The sequence below is a fragment of the Halopenitus salinus genome (assembly GCF_055397165.1).
The window spans coordinates 765,534-781,582 of the sequence record NZ_AP043853.1; the positions used below are offsets into that span (position 1 = coordinate 765,534).

Sequence of the window (16,049 nt, forward strand, 5' to 3'; positions counted from 1 at the left end):
AGCGTGCACCCGGACCGCGCGGGGGCGCGGTCGGCGTCGGTCGATTCGGAGCGTGCGTCCGTTCGCTCGCCGGTCCGGACGGGGGCGACTCGTCCCCGTCCACGCTCGAGAGGGCGACGCTCCCCTGATCGAGCGCGAACCGGAACTACTCCTCTTCGTCTTCGTTTTCGTCGACGTCCTCGAAGTCGGCGTCGACGTACTCGTCGTCGCCGGCCTCGCCCGCACCGGGACCCGCGCCACCGGCGCCGGCGCCGCCCATGCCGCCGGGTCCGGCACCGCCCATGCCGCCGGCACCCGCGCCGCCGGCCGCGCCGGCCTGGGCCGCCTGTTCCTGATACATCTGCTTGCCGATCTCCTGAAGCTGCTCGGTGAGCGACTCGGTCGCCTCCTCGAGGTCCTCGATGGAGGCGTCCTCGTCCTCGAGGACCGCCTCGACGTCCTCGATCTCGGCCTCGATGTCGGCGGCCAGGTCGTCGTCGACGTCCTCCTCGTTCTCCTCCAGGAGCGTCTCCGCGCGCTGGATCGTCGATTCGGCCTCGTTTCTGGCCTCGATGAGCTCGCGGCGCTTCTCGTCCTCCTCGGCGTGCTCCTCGGCCTCCTCCTGCATGCGTTCGATCTCGTCGTCGGAGAGACCGGCGCCGCCCTCGATCGTGATGGACTCGGCGTTGCCGGAGCCCTTGTCCTCGGCCTCGACGTTGACGATGCCGTTCTCGTCGATGTTGAACGAGACCTCGATCTGCGGCGTCCCGGCCGGCGCCGGCGGGATGCCGGTGAGCTGGAAGGCGCCGAGCAGCTCGTTCTCCTCGGCGATCTCGCGTTCGCCCTGGAAGACGCGGACGTTGACGGAGGTCTGGTTGTCGGCGGCGGTCGTGAAGACCTTCGAGGCCTCAGTCGGGATGGTCGTGTTCTTCTCGATGAGTCGCTCGAAGAGGCCGCCCTTCACCTCGATGCCGAGCGACAGCGGGGTGACGTCGAGCAGGACGATGTCGTCGACGTCGCCGGAGAGCACGCCGCCCTGGATGGCCGCGCCGAGCGCGACGGCCTCGTCGGGGTTGACGTTCTTCTTCGGCTCCTGGCCGACGAGGTCCTCGACCTTCTCCTGGACCTGCGGCATCCGCGTGGATCCGCCGACGAGGATGACCTCGTCGATGTCGCCCTTCGAGTAGCCGGCGTCCTCGAGGGCCTGCTCGGTCGGGCCGACGGTCCGCTCGAGGAGGTCCTTCGTCAGCGACTCGAAGGTCGCCCGCGTGATCGACTGTTCGAGGTGGACGGGACCGGAGTCGGTCGCCGTGACGAACGGCAGATTGACCGTCGTCTCCTTTTTGTTCGACAGCTCGATCTTCGCCTCCTCCGCGGCCTCGGTGAGCCGCTGGAGCGCCTGTCTGTCCTCGCGGAGGTCGATCCCGTGGTCGTTCTCGAACTCCTCGGCGAGATGGTCGATGATCGCCTGGTCCCAGTCGTCGCCGCCCAGGTCGTTGTCGCCGTTCGTCGCGACGACCTCGTAGACGCCGCCGCCCAGATCGAGGACGGAGACGTCGAAGGTCCCACCGCCCAGGTCGTAGACGAGGACGGTCTGGTCGGACTCGTCGTCGAGGCCGTAGGCCATCGCGGCCGCCGTCGGCTCGTTGACGATCCGGTCGACCTCGAAGCCGGCGATCTCGCCCGCGTCCTTGGTCGCCTGGCGCTGTTTGTCGTTGAAGTACGCCGGAACCGTGATGACCGCCTTCTCGATCTCCTCGCCGAGATACTCCTCGGCGTCGCGTTTGATCTTCTGGAGGATCATCGCCGAGATCTGTTCGGGCGTGTACTCCTCGCCCTCGACCTCGACGGCGTAGTCCTCCTCGCCCATGTGACGCTTGATGGACTGGATCGTTCCGTCCGGGTTCTGGACGGCCTGGTTCTTGGCGGGCTTTCCGACCAGCCGATCGCCGTCGTCGGAGAACGCGACGATCGACGGGGTCGTCCGATCGCCTTCGGCGTTCGCGATGATTTCGGGGTCGCCACCCTCCATCACGGCGAACGCGGAGTTGGTGGTACCGAGGTCGATACCGAGGATCTTGTTGCTCGCCATCTTGGCCGAATATACCGGCTTGCGTCGGTTAAAGGTTACTAGACGCGGTCACGAACGAGTTCCATTGAATCGGCCGCAGTCGTGCGTTTTTCCCGGGAGGTGTCCCGGAACGTTCGGTGTTTTTATGCTGATCCGCATTTCCACCGCCGCGTTCGCGATCGGAATCGGGTCGCAGGATCAAAAAAGCCGGTCGCGGGAGTGATCCAGTCGGGGAGCGAACGTTCACTCGCGGCCGTGGCCGAGCGGCTTCTTCCGGTCGACCTCGACCTCGACGTGGATCGAATCGGGGAACTCGCGGTCGACCATCTCGCGAGCGACGTCGTCGGATCCGTGGATCTCGAGACGGCGGCCGTAGACGGTGTATTCCCACGGCGAGAACTGGTCGCCGGGCGCGAGCCGCTTGTACAGCTGTACCCGCGCGTGCTCGGGCGAGGACGCGTGCGGACCCTTGCACTCGGCGCCCTTCCGTTCGACCGTCCGCTTCAGGTCCTCGACCGTCTCCTCGAGGACGGCCCGGTCCCCGGACTCGAAGGAGAGTTTGGTTACGAAGGTCATTCTGTGATGTTCGAGCGTCCGTGTCCGAGGCCTAAAAACGCACCTACCCGCTCTCGTGTTTTCCCGGATCGACGGGTCGAAGGCCGGTAGCGGCGGCGACGTCGGGCGATGAGGCGGGAGCGATGAGCCGTCCGACACCCTCTTTAGCGGTGACGTAGTACGGTTTCGCAATGACGGTCGAAGCGACGAGCGCCGGAGCCATCCTCTTCCGCGACACCCGCGGCCATCGGGAGTACCTGCTCCTGAAGAGCCGACCGGGGGACTGGGAGTTCCCCAAAGGCGGGGTCGAGGGGGACGAGGAGCTCCAGCAAACGGCGATCAGGGAGGTCAAAGAGGAGGCGGGGATCGAGGATTTCCGCCTCATCGACGGCTTCCGCGAGGAGTACGACTACGTCTTCGAGGCCAACGGCGAGACGATCCACAAGACGGTCCACCTGTTCATCGCGCGCTCCTTCGAGGCGAGCGCGGAGCTCTCGAACGAGCATCGCGACCTCCAGTGGCGCGATTACGACCAGGCCGCGAACACGATCACCCAGGACGGACCACGGGAGATCTTCGAGGAGGCCCACGAGTTCCTCGACGACATCAAGGCGGAATCGGAAAACCGATACGTCTGATCCGTCCGGGGCGGCGATCGGCCAGCCCCCGGGAGCGGGTGGTCTCGGAGAACGTCCCCGGAGAGCGGCTACGAGCGGTCGCCGTCGAACCCGATGAACCGTCGGATCGACGGATATCGAGGGGACCTTTATCCGTAATGGCGAGGAACTCACCCGCATGAGCCGCGATCGGGACGACCTGTTGGCCTCGCTGTTTCGTGACACGAGACGGAACGCCATGATCGGCTGGGCGATCCTCGCGGCGGTCGCGCTCGTGTTCGTCGAGAGCCTCCTCGACCTCGAGCCGCTGTGGGCGCTCATCTCGGCGGCGACGATGGTGGTGATGGCGCTGCCGGCGATCGCCCGCCGCGACTGGCGAGTGGTCCTCCCGTGGGAGCTGCTCCTGCTCGCGGCGCTTCCGGTCGCGACGCGGGCCGTGATCCCGGACGTGGAGATCGGGGTGTTCGCGTCGTACCTCGCGCTGGCGGCGTTCGCGCTGTTGGTCGTCGTCGAGCTCGACATGTTCACGGGCATGCGCGTCACCCACTGGTTCGCGGTCGCGCTCGTGGTGGTCACCACCCTCGCCTCGGGCGCGGTCTCGACGATCGTACGGTGGTTCCTCGATCGACGGATCGGCACGGCGTACCTGCTCGACAACGAGGCGCTCATGGTCGAGTTCGTTCGGATCGCGCTCGCCGGTCTCGCCGCCGGGTTGCTCTTCGATCTGTACTTCCGACGGCGGGACCGCGCCCTCAAGCGGAAGCTCGAGCGCGAGTTGCTCGATACCGAGGGGACGGAGGAGGTGACCGAACCGTGATCCGGCGGATCCGGCGACGTCTCGGACGCGACAGCCAGCGCCGGCTCGCGCGGGCGATGCAGGTCGTGCTCGTCGGGCTCGTCGGATACGGTCTGTGGGCCGGGGAGCCGAAGGTCGTCACGAACGGCACGGCGGGGCTCGCGATCACGTTCGCGCCCGCGGTCATCGACCGGAACTACCGCGTCGCGATCGACCCGTTTCTGGCCTTCTGGATCACCACGGCCGTCTTCTTACACACGCTCGGGTCCGCCGGGTTGTACTCCTCCGTCGGCTGGTGGGACCACCTCACCCACGCCACCTCGGCGTCGATTATCGCGGCGATCGGTTACATCCTCGTGCGGGCGATCGACGCCCACCACGACGAGATCGTCCTGCCGAGGCGGTTCTTCGTCGTCTTCGTCGTCTCGTTCGTGCTCGCGTTCGGCGTCCTCTGGGAGCTGTTCGAGTACGGCCTGGACGTCGTCGCCGCGACGACCGGGATCGAGATGCCGCTCGCCCAACACGGGCTCGACGACACGGTCAAGGACCTCGTGTTCAACTCGATCGGCGCGTTGATCGTCGGACTGTGGGGACAGGCATATCTCACCGGCGTGGGAGAACGGATCGCAGAGCGGATCGCGGACCGTGGCTCGAAGTGAGACGGAACCACGTTCGAGCCGGACCGGCGCCGGCGGGACGGCCGGCAGCCACAACCGCCAGGCTTTATCCCGCCGGGTCTGTACCGGCGACATGGATCAGTTGGAGCAGTCGCTGCTCGACGCCCCGATCATCGAGAAAGGCGAGTACGAGTACTTCGTCCATCCGATAAGCGACGGCGTTCCGATGCTGAAACCGGAGCTGCTCCGGGAGATCGTCATCCGGATCATCCGCAAGGCCGAACTCGAGAACGTCGACAAGATCGTCACCCCGGCGGCGATGGGCATCCACATCTCCACCGCGCTCTCGCTCATGACGGACATCCCGCTCGTGGTGATCCGCAAGCGCCAGTACGGGCTCGACGGGGAGGTCCCGCTGTTTCAAGAGACCGGCTACTCGGAGTCGGAGATGTACATCAACGACGTCGAGGCGGGCGACCGCGTGCTCGTGATCGACGACGTGCTCTCGACCGGGGGCACGATGAAGGCGGTCCTCGACGCGCTCACGAACGAGATCGGCGCGGACGTCGTCGACGTCGTCGCCGTCATCAAGAAGGCGGGCGAGAACGAGCTCGACGACACCGACTACAACGTGCGAACGCTGATCAACGTCACGGTGGAGGACGGCGAGGTCATCGTCGTCGACGCCCACGGCGACGGATAGCGGCGTCGACGATCACCCGCTACAACTCGTCTGTCACGTCGGCCCCGGAGCGTCAGTTCGTCCCCGGAGCGTCAGTCCGCGTTCGCAGGTTCGGTTCCGATCGGCTCGAACTCGGCCGATTCGGCGTCGATCGTCCGCACTCCTCTCACCTCGAAGCGCGCGCCGCCGCCCTCGGCGTCCGTCACCGACACCCCCCAGTCGTGCGCCTCGGCGATCTCGGAGACGATCGCGAGCCCGAATCCGGTCCCGTCCGTGATCGTCGTATGGCCGTACTCGAAGACGTCCTCGCGGTCCTCCTCGGGTATCCCCGGGCCGTCGTCGGCGACGTAGAATCCCTCGCCGCCATCGAGGTCCCCGACGGTCACGCTCACGCCCTCGCCGCCGTGTTCGACCGAATTACGAAACAGGTTCTCGAGGAGCTGTCTGAGCCGTTCCGGGTCGGCCGTGAAGGCGACGTCGCTCTCGATGGAGAGGGTGCTGTCGCCGGCGTCGATCACCTCCCAGGCCGCCTCACAGACGTCCGAGAGGCGGACCGGCTCGGTCTCGTCGATCGGCTGGCCCTGACGGGCGAGGGTCAACACGTCCGCGATCAGCTCCTCCATCCGATCGAGCGCCCGGTCCGCGGCCTCCAGATGCTCGAACGCCTCGGCGTCGTCCGGACCGACCTCGAGTGCCAGATCGAGCCGCCCCTGTGCGACGTTGAGAGGATTCCGGAGGTCGTGTGAGACGACGCTCGCGAAGCGGTCGAGCCGCTCGTTTTGTCGCTCGAGCTCCGTTCGATAGCGCTCGCGGTCCGTGACGTCCGTGATCGTGAGGAGCCGACCGAGATGTCTGGAGCCGGCGGTGAAGGGGCCGACCGAAACGTGGTAGTATCGCCGCTCCCCGTCGACCTCGACGGGGCGGACGTTCTCGTCGGTATCGATCGCATCGCCGATCGTCGGAAGCACCTCGGAGACCTCCCGGCCGATGGCGGTCGAGTCCGAAAGCGAGGGGAAGAGCCGCCTCGCGGAGACGTTGTAGTCGGTGATGCGGTCGTCATCGTCCAGAACGATCACGGGGTCGTCGGACTCGGTGGCGATGCGGGTAGCCTGAAAGCGATCGAAAAAGATGGAGGTTACCCCGACCGCGAAGACCGCGACGCCGAGCGGCTCGTAAGTCATGTCGACGACGAACGGGAGGAGGTACCCGAGGACGTCCAACACGAGCGGCAACGCGGTGAAGCCGACGAGCACGGCGAGGGGTCGCGTGTCGGCGCCGACCTGCGTGAACTGCTCGAGGAGCATGAAGATCCCGACGGTCGCGAGCGCGTAGGCCAGCCCCATTGCGATCCAGTGGCCGATGAGGTGCTGGACCCCGAGGTGGACGAACGGTCGGGTGGCGGCCTCGGTGGTGAAGTACAGTCCGTGGATCGGGTTCGTGAACTTCACGAGCATCACTCCGAGATAGACGCCGAGCGCGAGCCGTCGATAAAGCGGCTGTCTGTGGAGGGACCGACCGGTGTAGGCCGAACAGAAGTAGAGCCAGGCGCCGATGGTCGAGAACCCGGAGACGAGACCGGCGAGGTAGAAGGCGACCGCGATCGGACCGGGAGGCGCCAGCAGAAATCCGACGTGCGCGGCCGCCCAGCCGCCGCTGAGGACGAGCAGTCCAACGAGTCCCCGGCGGGTGTCCGGGTCGTCGAATCGGCGCGCTCGCGGGATGGCCGCGAAACACGCGACGGCGGCGATGCCGAACGCGAGCACGTAGAACGCGAGGACGACCCGACCCGGCAGCGGCGACTGAGCGATCACGACCGTCCGTTTCGTGCGACCCAATAAAGTCGTTTATGCCGAAACCGACTCGCGTGTACGTCGGTGGAGCCTCACGGATGCGGAACATTTGCCCTACTCGATCCGGAAGGTCGGCTCGTCGATCCGCTCGCTGCGACACTCCGGACAGCGGGACGGAAGCGTGAGCGGATCGTCGAACCCGTCGAATCCGCATTCGCGACATCGCGGCGGCGCGACCAAGAGCCGCTCTCCGCCGTCGCCGCTCGCCTCGGCGTCGTCGTCCGAGATCGAGTCGGCGACGTGCTCGAGGTGGTCGTAGACGACGGACCGGGGACGCGAAACGACCTCGGACAGTTCGCTCGCCGTGGCGTCCGTCTCGCGAAGGTGGTCGGCGATCCGCTGGCGCGTCGTGCGCTCCATGCACGCTCGTAGGTGAACGCGGTACAAACCGGCGGCGATCGCGAGTCACGGGGATGCGAACCCGGATACCGGAATCTGCATCCGAATCCCGAGGATCCGAACCCGAACACCCGGCGAGACGAGACGGAAAGAGTGATACGACCCCTCCTCGTCTGCGCGAGTATATGAAGGCGGTTGTGCTCGCGGGCGGGTACGCGACGCGGTTGTGGCCGATCACGAAGGACCGACCCAAGATGTTCCTTCCCATCGGCGAACACACGGTCATCGACGAGATATTCGCCGATCTCGAGGCCGACGACCGCATCGACGAGGTCTTCGTCTCCACGAACGAGCGGTTCGCCCCCGACTTCGAGACGTACCTCGAGGAGACCCCCTTCGAGAAGCTCACCCTCTCCATCGAGGACACCGAAAACGAGGACGAGAAGTTCGGCGTCGTCGGCGCGCTCGCCCAGCTCGTCGACCGCGAGGGCATCGACGACGACCTCGTCGTCGTCGCCGGCGACAACCTCATCAGCTTCGACATCGCCGAGTTCGTCGACTTCTTCGAGGACGCCGGCGATCCCGTGCTCGCGGCGTACGACGTCGGCTCCCGCGAGAAGGCCAAGTCCTACGGCCTCGTCGACCTCGACGGCGATCGGGTCGTCGACTTCCAGGAGAAGCCCGACGACCCCAAGAGCACGCTCGTCTCCATCGCCTGCTACGCGTTCCCCGCCGAGCGCCTCGGCGACCTGGCGACCTACCTCGAGGCGGGCGAGAACCCCGACGAACCCGGCTGGTTCATCCAGTGGTTACAGGAGCGCCGGACGGTGCGCGCGTTCACCTTCGACGGCGCCTGGTTCGACATCGGCACGCCCGAGAGCTACCTCGACGCGATCGAGTGGTCCCTCGACGGCGGCACGGTCGTCCACGACGACGCCACCGTGAGCGACTCCACCCTCGGCGAGACCGTCCACGTGATGGCCGACGCCACCGTCGAGGAGGCCACCCTCGAACGCGCCGTCGTCTTCCCCGACGCCACCGTCCGCAACGCCGAGATCCGCGGCTCGATCATCGACCGCGACACCACGATCGAGAACTTCGACCTGTCGGGCGCGCTCATCGGCGCCCACACGTCCATCACCGACGGCGGCCAGTTCTGATCGCCGACGGCCAGTTTACTCGCCGCCGTCGGCCATCGACGGGCGTCCGAGCCGGGAGGTCTCTAGGTCAACTCCGCATCGAGAACTCGGAGGTGTCCCCGCGAGCCCTCCCAGACCGGCTCGGTCTCGAGTTCGATCGCCCGGTCCATGTGCGGGCCGTCCGTGACGAACGTCTCGAACTCGCCGCCCTCGCCGAGGACGTGGACGCCGTAGTCGTCGTTGAGATCGCGGAGGTCAGAGAGCGCATTCCGATCGAGGGTGCGGCCGAGCCACGACTCGTCGAGGCCGTAGGCCGCCACCTGGACGATCGTGATCTCGAAGCCGGCGTCGATCATCGACTCCGCGAGCGCGACCGGGTCCTCCTGCCACAGCGGGGCGAAGAGATCGATCCCGAGGCGGTCACACATCCCCTCGATCCGCGAGGTCTGGAACTCGCTTTCGACCGCTCCGGCGGTGACGCCGGCGAGGTCGAACCCCGGGACGTCCAGAAGGTCACGAAGGGCCGCCTCGAGGGGCTCGATCTCGGCGTCGCCCCTGGTTCCGGCATCCGAATCGGCGGCCTCGCCGGACTCGAAGTCGGCCGGCTCGACGTCGATCGCCTCGATGCCGGCGCTCTCGGCGGCGAGCGCCGACAGCCGCGTCGCCGGGGTGTGATACATGTAGGAGTCGCCAGCCGGGTGGACGGTCAACAGCCGCGAGACGGGAAGGTCCTCCTCGAGGGCGCGATACAGCGCCCACGAGGAGTCCTTGCCGCCCGAAAAGAGGCTCACCCAATCGTCGCTCATGGATCGAGACGGGAGCCACAGCGATAAAGACGCCGCGGTCCGACCACGGCGGGGGGTACGTTGATACGCGGGGGCGTCGAAGATCGAACCGGGACAGACCGATGTACGATCACGTACTCGTGCCGACGGACGGCAGCCCGACTGTCGAAACGACCCTCGATCACGCGATCTCGATCGCCGAAGACGACGAGGCGACGGTACACGGCCTCTACGTCCTCGACAACCGGATCCTCACCGCGGCCGACAGCGACACGCGGGCGGACCTCGAGTCGTCCCTTCGCGAGGAGGGCGAGGCTGCCGTCGAGGCCGTCGCGGAGCGCGCCGACGCGGCGGGCCTCAAGGCGGTGACGGGGATCCGCACGGGGACCCCCTGGAAGGAGATCCTCGCGTACGTGGACGAGACGGACGTGGATCTGATCGTCATCGGGACGCGCGGAAAGAGCCCCCGTGAGAAGATCGTCTCGCTCGGGAGCGTCTCCGAACGCGTGGTCGACAACGCCTCGACGCCGGTCCTCGTGGTTCGCGGCGACGAGTGAACGACGTCGGTAGGGGCGCTCGATAGTAAACGGAGATCGATCTCCGAATAGATGTGAATGAACGTCCAGAAGGCACGTTTTTATTGATCGAATAGGATCCCACAGAGTCGATCGGCACACAGGACCTTATACAGATCCGGATAGACTTGAGAAACAATATACTACAACACACACCCATTGTTGTACGATCAATACATAGATAAGCCATATATGTAGACACTATTGAATCATAATCGAATAACGATGTTCAAACGGTCAGTAATTTGGGTTGGCTCGCATGGCGCATAAAAAGGAGTCGTGGAAGTCGGAGGCCTACGGGGACGAGATCAGGGAGACGATCCTGGAGTTCGCCGATCGCGGGTGGGACTCGATCCCGGAGGAGGACCGCGAGAAGTGGTTCTCGCGGTTCAAGTTCTGGGGGCTGTTCCACCACCGGGACGGCCAGGAGTCGTACTTCATGATGCGGCTGACGAACTGCGGCGGGGTCCTAGAGCCGGAACAGCTTCGCGCGATCGGCGAAGTCGCCCGTGAGTACGCCCGCGGGCCCGCGGAGAACCCCGAGTTTGGAAACGGGTGGATCGACTTCACGACCCGACAGTCGATCCAGCTCCACTGGCTCAAGCTGGAGGACGTCCCGGAGATCTGGGAGACGCTCGAGTCCGTCGGCGTGAGTTCACGGTCGGCCGGCGGGGACACGATGCGCAACATCACGGGCTGTCCGGTCGCCGGCAAGGCCGACGAGTACGTCGAGTCGCGGCCGATCCTCGAGGAGATACAGGAGACGATCCGCGGCGACGACGACCTCTCGAACATGCCGCGGAAGTTCAACATCTCCGTGACGGGCTGCAGACAGGGGTGTGCCCAGGACGCGATCAACGACGTCGGACTGGAGCCGGCCCACAAGTTCGTCGACGGCGAGGAGGTCACCGGGTTCAACGTCCGCGTCGGCGGCGGCCTCGGCGGCCGCGAGCCCCGGAACGCCCGGCCGCTCGACCTGTTCGTCCGCCCGGAGCGGGCCGTCGAGACCGTGCGGGCGTTCGTCGAACTCTACCACGAGGAGGGCAACCGGCAGAATCGATCGAAGAACCGCGCGCGGTTCTTCGTCGACGAGCGGGGAACCGACGAGATTCGCGAGGACCTCGACGATCGCCTCGAGTTCGAGTTCGAGTCCGCCGGAACCGACTTCCGCGGCGAGTACACCTACAACGCCGGACGCCCGAGCGAGCACGGCGCCCACGACCACGTCGGCGTCTACGATCAGGCCGACGGACGGAACTACGTCGGCCTCTCGGTCCCGGTGGGTCGGTTGCCCGCCGAGGACGCGATCGCGCTCGCGGAGTTGGCCGACGAGTACGGCTCCGGCGAGGTCCGGCTGAGCCGCCGACAGAACCCGCTCGTGATGGACGTCCCCGACGAGGAGCTCGACGCGCTGCTCGAAGAGCCCCTCCTCGAGACCTACACGCCGGAGCCGAACCCGTTCGTGCAGGGCGCGATGGCCTGCACCGGAACGGAGTTCTGCTCGCTCGCCCTCACGGAGACGAAGGCGCGGATGGCCCGGCTGCTCCGCTGGCTCGGGTCGAACGTCGACCTGCCCGACGATGTCGATCGGATCAAGATCCACTTTTCGGGCTGTACGGCGGACTGTGGACAGGCGATGACCGCCGACATCGGCCTCCAGGGGATGCGCGCGCGAAAGGACGGCGAGATGGTGGAGGCGATGGACGTCGGCGTCGGCGGCGGCATCGGAGAGGATCCCTCGTTCATCGAGTGGGTTCGCCAGCGGGTGCCCGCGGACGAGGTCCCCGGCTTGATCGCCAACGTGGTCGAGGCCTACGCCGCGCTGCGCTCGGAGGGACAGACCTTCCGCGAGTGGGTCGACGCGACCGGCCACGAGACGATCGTCGAGCTCGCGGAGCCCGAGGAGGTCGACGGCTACGTCGATCCGTGTCTCGCCGACGGCAAGCAGTCGTGGTACCCCTTCGTCGACGGCGAGAGCCCGGCACCGACCGCGGCCGACGGGACGCCCATCGAGGCGGGTGATTGAGCGTGTCGACGACCCGCGTGCGGGACGACACGGAGACGAGCCAGGAGGCGCGCCGGACGCCAAACCGCGAGGACGGTCCGATCCCGGCCTACGACGTCGCCCCGGAGCTGTACGAATAGTGGCGGAACGCGCCACCGCGGCGTCGGCTCGCGGGCGAGGACGGACGCGAGTGCGGATGCCGAACGACGGAACGAGCGAACGCGACCGAACGGAGGCCCCGGGGAGCCGATGAGCGACTGGGTACCGACGACGTGCATGCGGTGTGCCGTCGGCTGCGGCCACGCCCACCGTGAGGTCGACATCGGCTACGGCGTCGACGTCGCCCGCGGCGACGCCAGCCACCCGGTGAACCAGGGGCTGGCGTGCGCGCGCGGGCTCGAGGAGAGCAAGGACCCCGACGGGGAGTGGCTCACCAGACCGCTCGTCCGCAAGGACGGGGCGCTGAGACAGACTACCTGGGACGTGGCGCTCTCGCGTGCCGTCGAGGGGCTTCGGTCGGCCCACGACCGCGATCCGGACGAGGTCGCTATCCTGGGCAGCGGTCAACAGACCAACGAGGCGGCATATCTCCTCGGCAAGCTCGCGCGCGGAGGATTCGGAACGCGGCGATACGACGCCAACACGACCCTCTGTATGGCGAGCGCGGTGACCGCCTACTACGAGGCCTTCGGCAGCGACGCGCCACCGTGTACCTACGACGACATCGACGCGGCCGATCGTCACGTGATCTGGGGCGCGAACCCGGCGGTCGCACACCCGGTCATGTTTCGCTGGATCCGCCGGGCCGCCGACGCCGAGGACGTCGAGATCGTCGTCGTGGACCCGGTCCGATCGGAGACGGCCGAGAACGCCGAACGCCACGTCGCGCCCGAACCCGGCAAGGACCTCGCACTCGCGCGGGCGGTGCTCGCGCGCCTCGTCGAGACCGACCGACTCGACCGCGAGTTCATCGAGACCGCGACGGACGGGTTCGAGGACCTGGTCGCGTCGCTCCCGAACGCGGCCTCGGCCGCACGCGAGGCGGGCGTCGACGCGAACGAGGTCGAACTGCTCGCGGACGCGCTCTCGAGGCGGGCGCTCATCTACTGGGGGATGGGGGTCAACCAGCACGTCCAGGGGACGGAAACCGCGCGGGCGCTCATCGATTTGACGCTCGCGACCGGCAACGTCCGCCCGGGCGCGGGCCCGTTCTCGCTGACCGGACAGGCCAACTCGATGGGTACCCGGATCTGCTCTTCGAAGGGAAGCTGGCCGGGACAGCGCCCGTTCGAGGATCCCGACCACCGCCGAGCCGTCGCCGACCACTGGGGCGTCCCGGTCGAACGCCTTCCCGACGATTCCGGTCCGGATCCGGTGGGCATCCTGGAGGCCGAGCCCGAGTCCGTCTGGACGGTGGCCACGAACCCCGCCGCCGGGATGCCGGAGGCCGACGCCGCCCGCGAGCGGCTCGAGGACGCCTTCCTCGTGGCCCAGGACGCCTTCCACACCGAGACGACGGCGCTCGCCGACGTCGTCCTGCCGGCGGCGACGTGGGGCGAGTCGGACGGGACCACGACGAACATGGAGCGGACGATCTCCCGCGTGCGTGCGGCCACGGACGTTCCGAGGGGAGTGCGAAGCGACCTGGAGATCGTCGCGACGATCGGCTCCGCGCTGTTTCCCGACCTGATCGCCGATCGGTCACCCGACCCCGAGGCCGTCTTCGACGAGTTCGCCGAACTCACGGCCGGAACCCTCGCCGACTGCTCCGGGATCACCTACGATCGACTCGAGGAGGTTCACGCGGTCCGGTGGCCCGCGCCGGACGCCGAAAGCGCCGGCGGCTATCGCTACCACGAGGGCGACTCGTGGTCGTTCCCGACCGCGAGCGGGAACGCCATCTTCTCGACCGGACGCCAGGAGGCGCTGCCCGAACCGACCGACGAAAGCTACCCGCTGACGCTGACGACCGCCCGTGAGGCCGACGGCTACAACACCGGGATCCGCTCGCGCGGCGACGAGACGGCGAGTGAGGGTCCCTGTGCGCGCATCAACCCGGAAACCGTGGAGGCGCACGCCGATCTCGTGGGGAACGACCGCGTGGCCGTCGTCTCCCGGCGCGCGTCCGTGACGGTTCGGATCGACCCCGACGAGGGCGTCCCCGAGGGGATGGTCTGGCTCCCGATCCACCACCCTTCGACCAACCGACTGACGCTGCCCGACCGGGACCCGAACTCCGGCGAACCGCACTTCAAACAGTGTGCGGTCCGTCTCGTCGCCCCCGAGTCGTCCTCCGAAGCCGCGGTCGAAACCGCGGCGCGCGCGGACGACTGAACGGTCGATCGGCGTCAGGTGGCCCGATCGAACCACGGGCGATGGAGGCCCGATCGGACGACGATGGGGATTCGATCGAGCCATGGATGACGGACGAACGGCCGAGCGGCGGCGTCGTCCCGTCGAACGGTCGGCTCACCACGATGAGTCCGGTGAGGTGGATCGCCTCGAACGTGGCCTTAATCATGGTTATATACACCCACCACGATCAAACAGACACCGATACACCACAAGACTGGGTATTCAGTAAGGAACGACCTTATTAACCAGACATTCATGAAATGAATCGAGAGAATGTGGTCGAACATCCACACGAAGTCGGATCGCGTACACGGATCGTCGTTCGGGCGAAGAGAGGCCAAACGATCGGTCAAAACGGGAGCTGACGGATGGGCCTGATCCGGATGACGAAGTACCGGACGCTACTTTTGGCCACCGTCGGGTTCAACTTCTCGTTTCTCATCTGGTTCTCGTTCGCCCCGTTCACGGGGCCGATGGCCGAGGAGTTCGGGCTGTCGCTTGCCGAGATCGGCGTCCTCGCGAGCGCCGCGATCTGGCTCGCCCCGTTCGGTCGCATCCTGACCGGCTGGCTCTCCGATAAGTTCGGCGCGCCGTCCGTCTTCGCCATCGTCCTCGGATACGTCGGCGTCTTCTCGATCGCCAGCGCGTTCGCGGAGTCGTACTCGGTGTTCTTCCTGACGCGGCTCATCGTCGCGACCGCGGGGATCACGTTCGTCATCGGCATCCAGCACGTCTCCGAGTGGTTCGAGGAGGGCGAGTTGGGGACCGCGGAGGGCATCTACGCCGGCGTCGGGAACGCGGGCGCGGCCGGCGGGGCGTTGATCCTCCCGCGGGTGTTCACGACGGACTGGAGCGGACCGCTCTTCTCGACGAACTGGCGGGCCGCCTTCTTCTACACCGGCGTCGTCTCCATCCTCCTCGGCGTGGCCTACTACGTCCTCGGCGAGGCGGCGAAAAGCGAGGAGAAGCGTGAGGCGACCAAGCAGGGGGCCGGCTTCCGCGACTGGTTCTTCACGGCCACGCGCTACGGAACCGTCGTCCTCGCGCTCGCGTACGTGATGACGTTCGGCCTGGAGCTGTCGATGAACGGCTGGCTCGCCACCTACTACCGCGAGGGGTTCGACACCCGGAACCTCACCCTCGCCGCGACGTTCGCGGCGACGTTCTCCATCGCCGCCGGGCTGCTTCGTCCGTTCGGCGGATACGTGAGCGACCGCCTGGCTCGCACCGAGCGGAACATCCTACCGGTGTTCACGGGGCGCTACCGCGAACAGTGGACGTTCGCCTCGCTCTGTTTCGTCGTCGTGGCCATGTTCGGGATGACGCTCGCCGGGCTCAGCGGTCGAGTCCTGCTCGCCGTCGGGGCCGGATTCCTCGTGGGGATGGGCTGTGCGTTCGCCGAGGGGGCGATCTTCGCACAGGTGCCCGCGATGTTCCCGAACAGCTCGGGGTCGGTCGCCGGCGTCGTCGGGGGGATCGGCACCGTCGGCGGGATCGTCTACCCGCTCGTCTACTCCGCGCAGTTCCTGCCGAACCTCCACGTCGGCTACTCGATCGTCGCCGTGACGATGATCCCGATCGTGGGACTCACCGCCTGGGTGTTCCAACCGCGGATCGCAACGGTGGCAAACGAGAGCGGGTTCACGAACGCTCGATCGGGGGCCGCACCCGGCGACGACTGATC

At 67.1% G+C, this 16,049-nt stretch carries 14 protein-coding genes; 9 read left to right on the top strand and 5 right to left on the bottom strand.

Translation table 11 applies throughout. The features are described from left to right. Positions 1-145: 145 nt before the first annotated feature. Together dnaK and ACZ5YD_RS05595 are read right to left on the bottom strand one after the other, a co-directional pair. Complete coding sequence (gene dnaK, locus ACZ5YD_RS05590) at positions 146-2,071, bottom strand: molecular chaperone DnaK (protein ID WP_379745986.1); 1,926 nt, start codon at positions 2,069-2,071, stop codon at positions 146-148. Positions 2,072-2,293: 222 nt separating this feature from the next. Then, positions 2,294-2,626 (bottom strand): 30S ribosomal protein S10, encoded by a 333-nt coding sequence (locus ACZ5YD_RS05595; protein ID WP_379745983.1) that lies wholly within the window; start codon positions 2,624-2,626, stop codon positions 2,294-2,296. A gap of 170 nt (positions 2,627-2,796) precedes the next feature. Between ACZ5YD_RS05595 and ACZ5YD_RS05600 the strand changes: the two genes are divergently transcribed. The 4 genes from ACZ5YD_RS05600 to hpt all read left to right on the top strand — a co-directional run bounded on the left by ACZ5YD_RS05600 (position 2,797) and on the right by hpt (position 5,338). Next, complete coding sequence (locus tag ACZ5YD_RS05600; protein WP_379745980.1) at positions 2,797-3,243, top strand: bis(5'-nucleosyl)-tetraphosphatase; 447 nt, start codon at positions 2,797-2,799, stop codon at positions 3,241-3,243. A 157-nt stretch (positions 3,244-3,400) separates the two neighbouring features. Further along, a complete protein-coding gene (locus tag ACZ5YD_RS05605) occupies positions 3,401-4,039 on the top strand; it encodes a hypothetical protein (protein WP_379745977.1) in 639 nt (212 codons plus the stop codon). Positions 4,040-4,095: 56 nt separating this feature from the next. Further along, a complete protein-coding gene (locus tag ACZ5YD_RS05610; protein WP_379746041.1) occupies positions 4,096-4,677 on the top strand; it encodes a DUF2238 domain-containing protein in 582 nt (193 codons plus the stop codon). Between the two features lie 91 nt (positions 4,678-4,768). Beyond that, positions 4,769-5,338, top strand: a complete 570-nt coding sequence (gene hpt, locus ACZ5YD_RS05615) for a hypoxanthine/guanine phosphoribosyltransferase (RefSeq protein ID WP_379745974.1) — start codon at positions 4,769-4,771, stop codon at positions 5,336-5,338. Between the two features lie 71 nt (positions 5,339-5,409). On the opposite strand, the gene ACZ5YD_RS05620 is transcribed toward hpt, so the two are convergent. Both ACZ5YD_RS05620 and ACZ5YD_RS05625 read right to left on the bottom strand, forming a co-directional pair. Continuing rightward, on the bottom strand, positions 5,410-7,128 hold the full coding sequence (locus ACZ5YD_RS05620; protein WP_379745971.1) for a sensor histidine kinase: 1,719 nt from the start codon (positions 7,126-7,128) through the stop codon (positions 5,410-5,412). A 93-nt stretch (positions 7,129-7,221) separates the two neighbouring features. Continuing rightward, positions 7,222-7,527 (bottom strand): transcriptional regulator, encoded by a 306-nt coding sequence (locus tag ACZ5YD_RS05625; RefSeq protein ID WP_379745969.1) that lies wholly within the window; start codon positions 7,525-7,527, stop codon positions 7,222-7,224. A 164-nt stretch (positions 7,528-7,691) separates the two neighbouring features. Between ACZ5YD_RS05625 and ACZ5YD_RS05630 the strand changes: the two genes are divergently transcribed. Next, positions 7,692-8,666: a sugar phosphate nucleotidyltransferase gene (locus ACZ5YD_RS05630; RefSeq protein ID WP_379745966.1), complete on the top strand. Its 975-nt coding sequence runs from the start codon at positions 7,692-7,694 to the stop codon at positions 8,664-8,666. Between the two features lie 62 nt (positions 8,667-8,728). On the opposite strand, the gene ACZ5YD_RS05635 is transcribed toward ACZ5YD_RS05630, so the two are convergent. Beyond that, on the bottom strand, positions 8,729-9,451 hold the full coding sequence (locus tag ACZ5YD_RS05635; RefSeq protein ID WP_379745963.1) for a diphthine--ammonia ligase: 723 nt from the start codon (positions 9,449-9,451) through the stop codon (positions 8,729-8,731). A gap of 101 nt (positions 9,452-9,552) precedes the next feature. Here ACZ5YD_RS05635 and ACZ5YD_RS05640 point away from each other — a divergent pair, with 101 nt between their 5' ends. From ACZ5YD_RS05640 to ACZ5YD_RS05655, 4 genes are all read left to right on the top strand, one after another. Beyond that, on the top strand, positions 9,553-9,987 hold the full coding sequence (locus ACZ5YD_RS05640; protein WP_379745960.1) for a universal stress protein: 435 nt from the start codon (positions 9,553-9,555) through the stop codon (positions 9,985-9,987). Between the two features lie 277 nt (positions 9,988-10,264). Continuing rightward, positions 10,265-12,031 (top strand): nitrite/sulfite reductase, encoded by a 1,767-nt coding sequence (locus ACZ5YD_RS05645; RefSeq protein ID WP_379745957.1) that lies wholly within the window; start codon positions 10,265-10,267, stop codon positions 12,029-12,031. Positions 12,032-12,259: 228 nt separating this feature from the next. Then, entirely contained in the window at positions 12,260-14,344 is a 2,085-nt protein-coding gene (nasA, locus tag ACZ5YD_RS05650) for an assimilatory nitrate reductase NasA (protein WP_379745954.1), read from the top strand. A gap of 389 nt (positions 14,345-14,733) precedes the next feature. Beyond that, positions 14,734-16,047, top strand: a complete 1,314-nt coding sequence (locus tag ACZ5YD_RS05655; RefSeq protein WP_379745951.1) for an MFS transporter — start codon at positions 14,734-14,736, stop codon at positions 16,045-16,047. Positions 16,048-16,049: the final 2 nt, after the last annotated feature.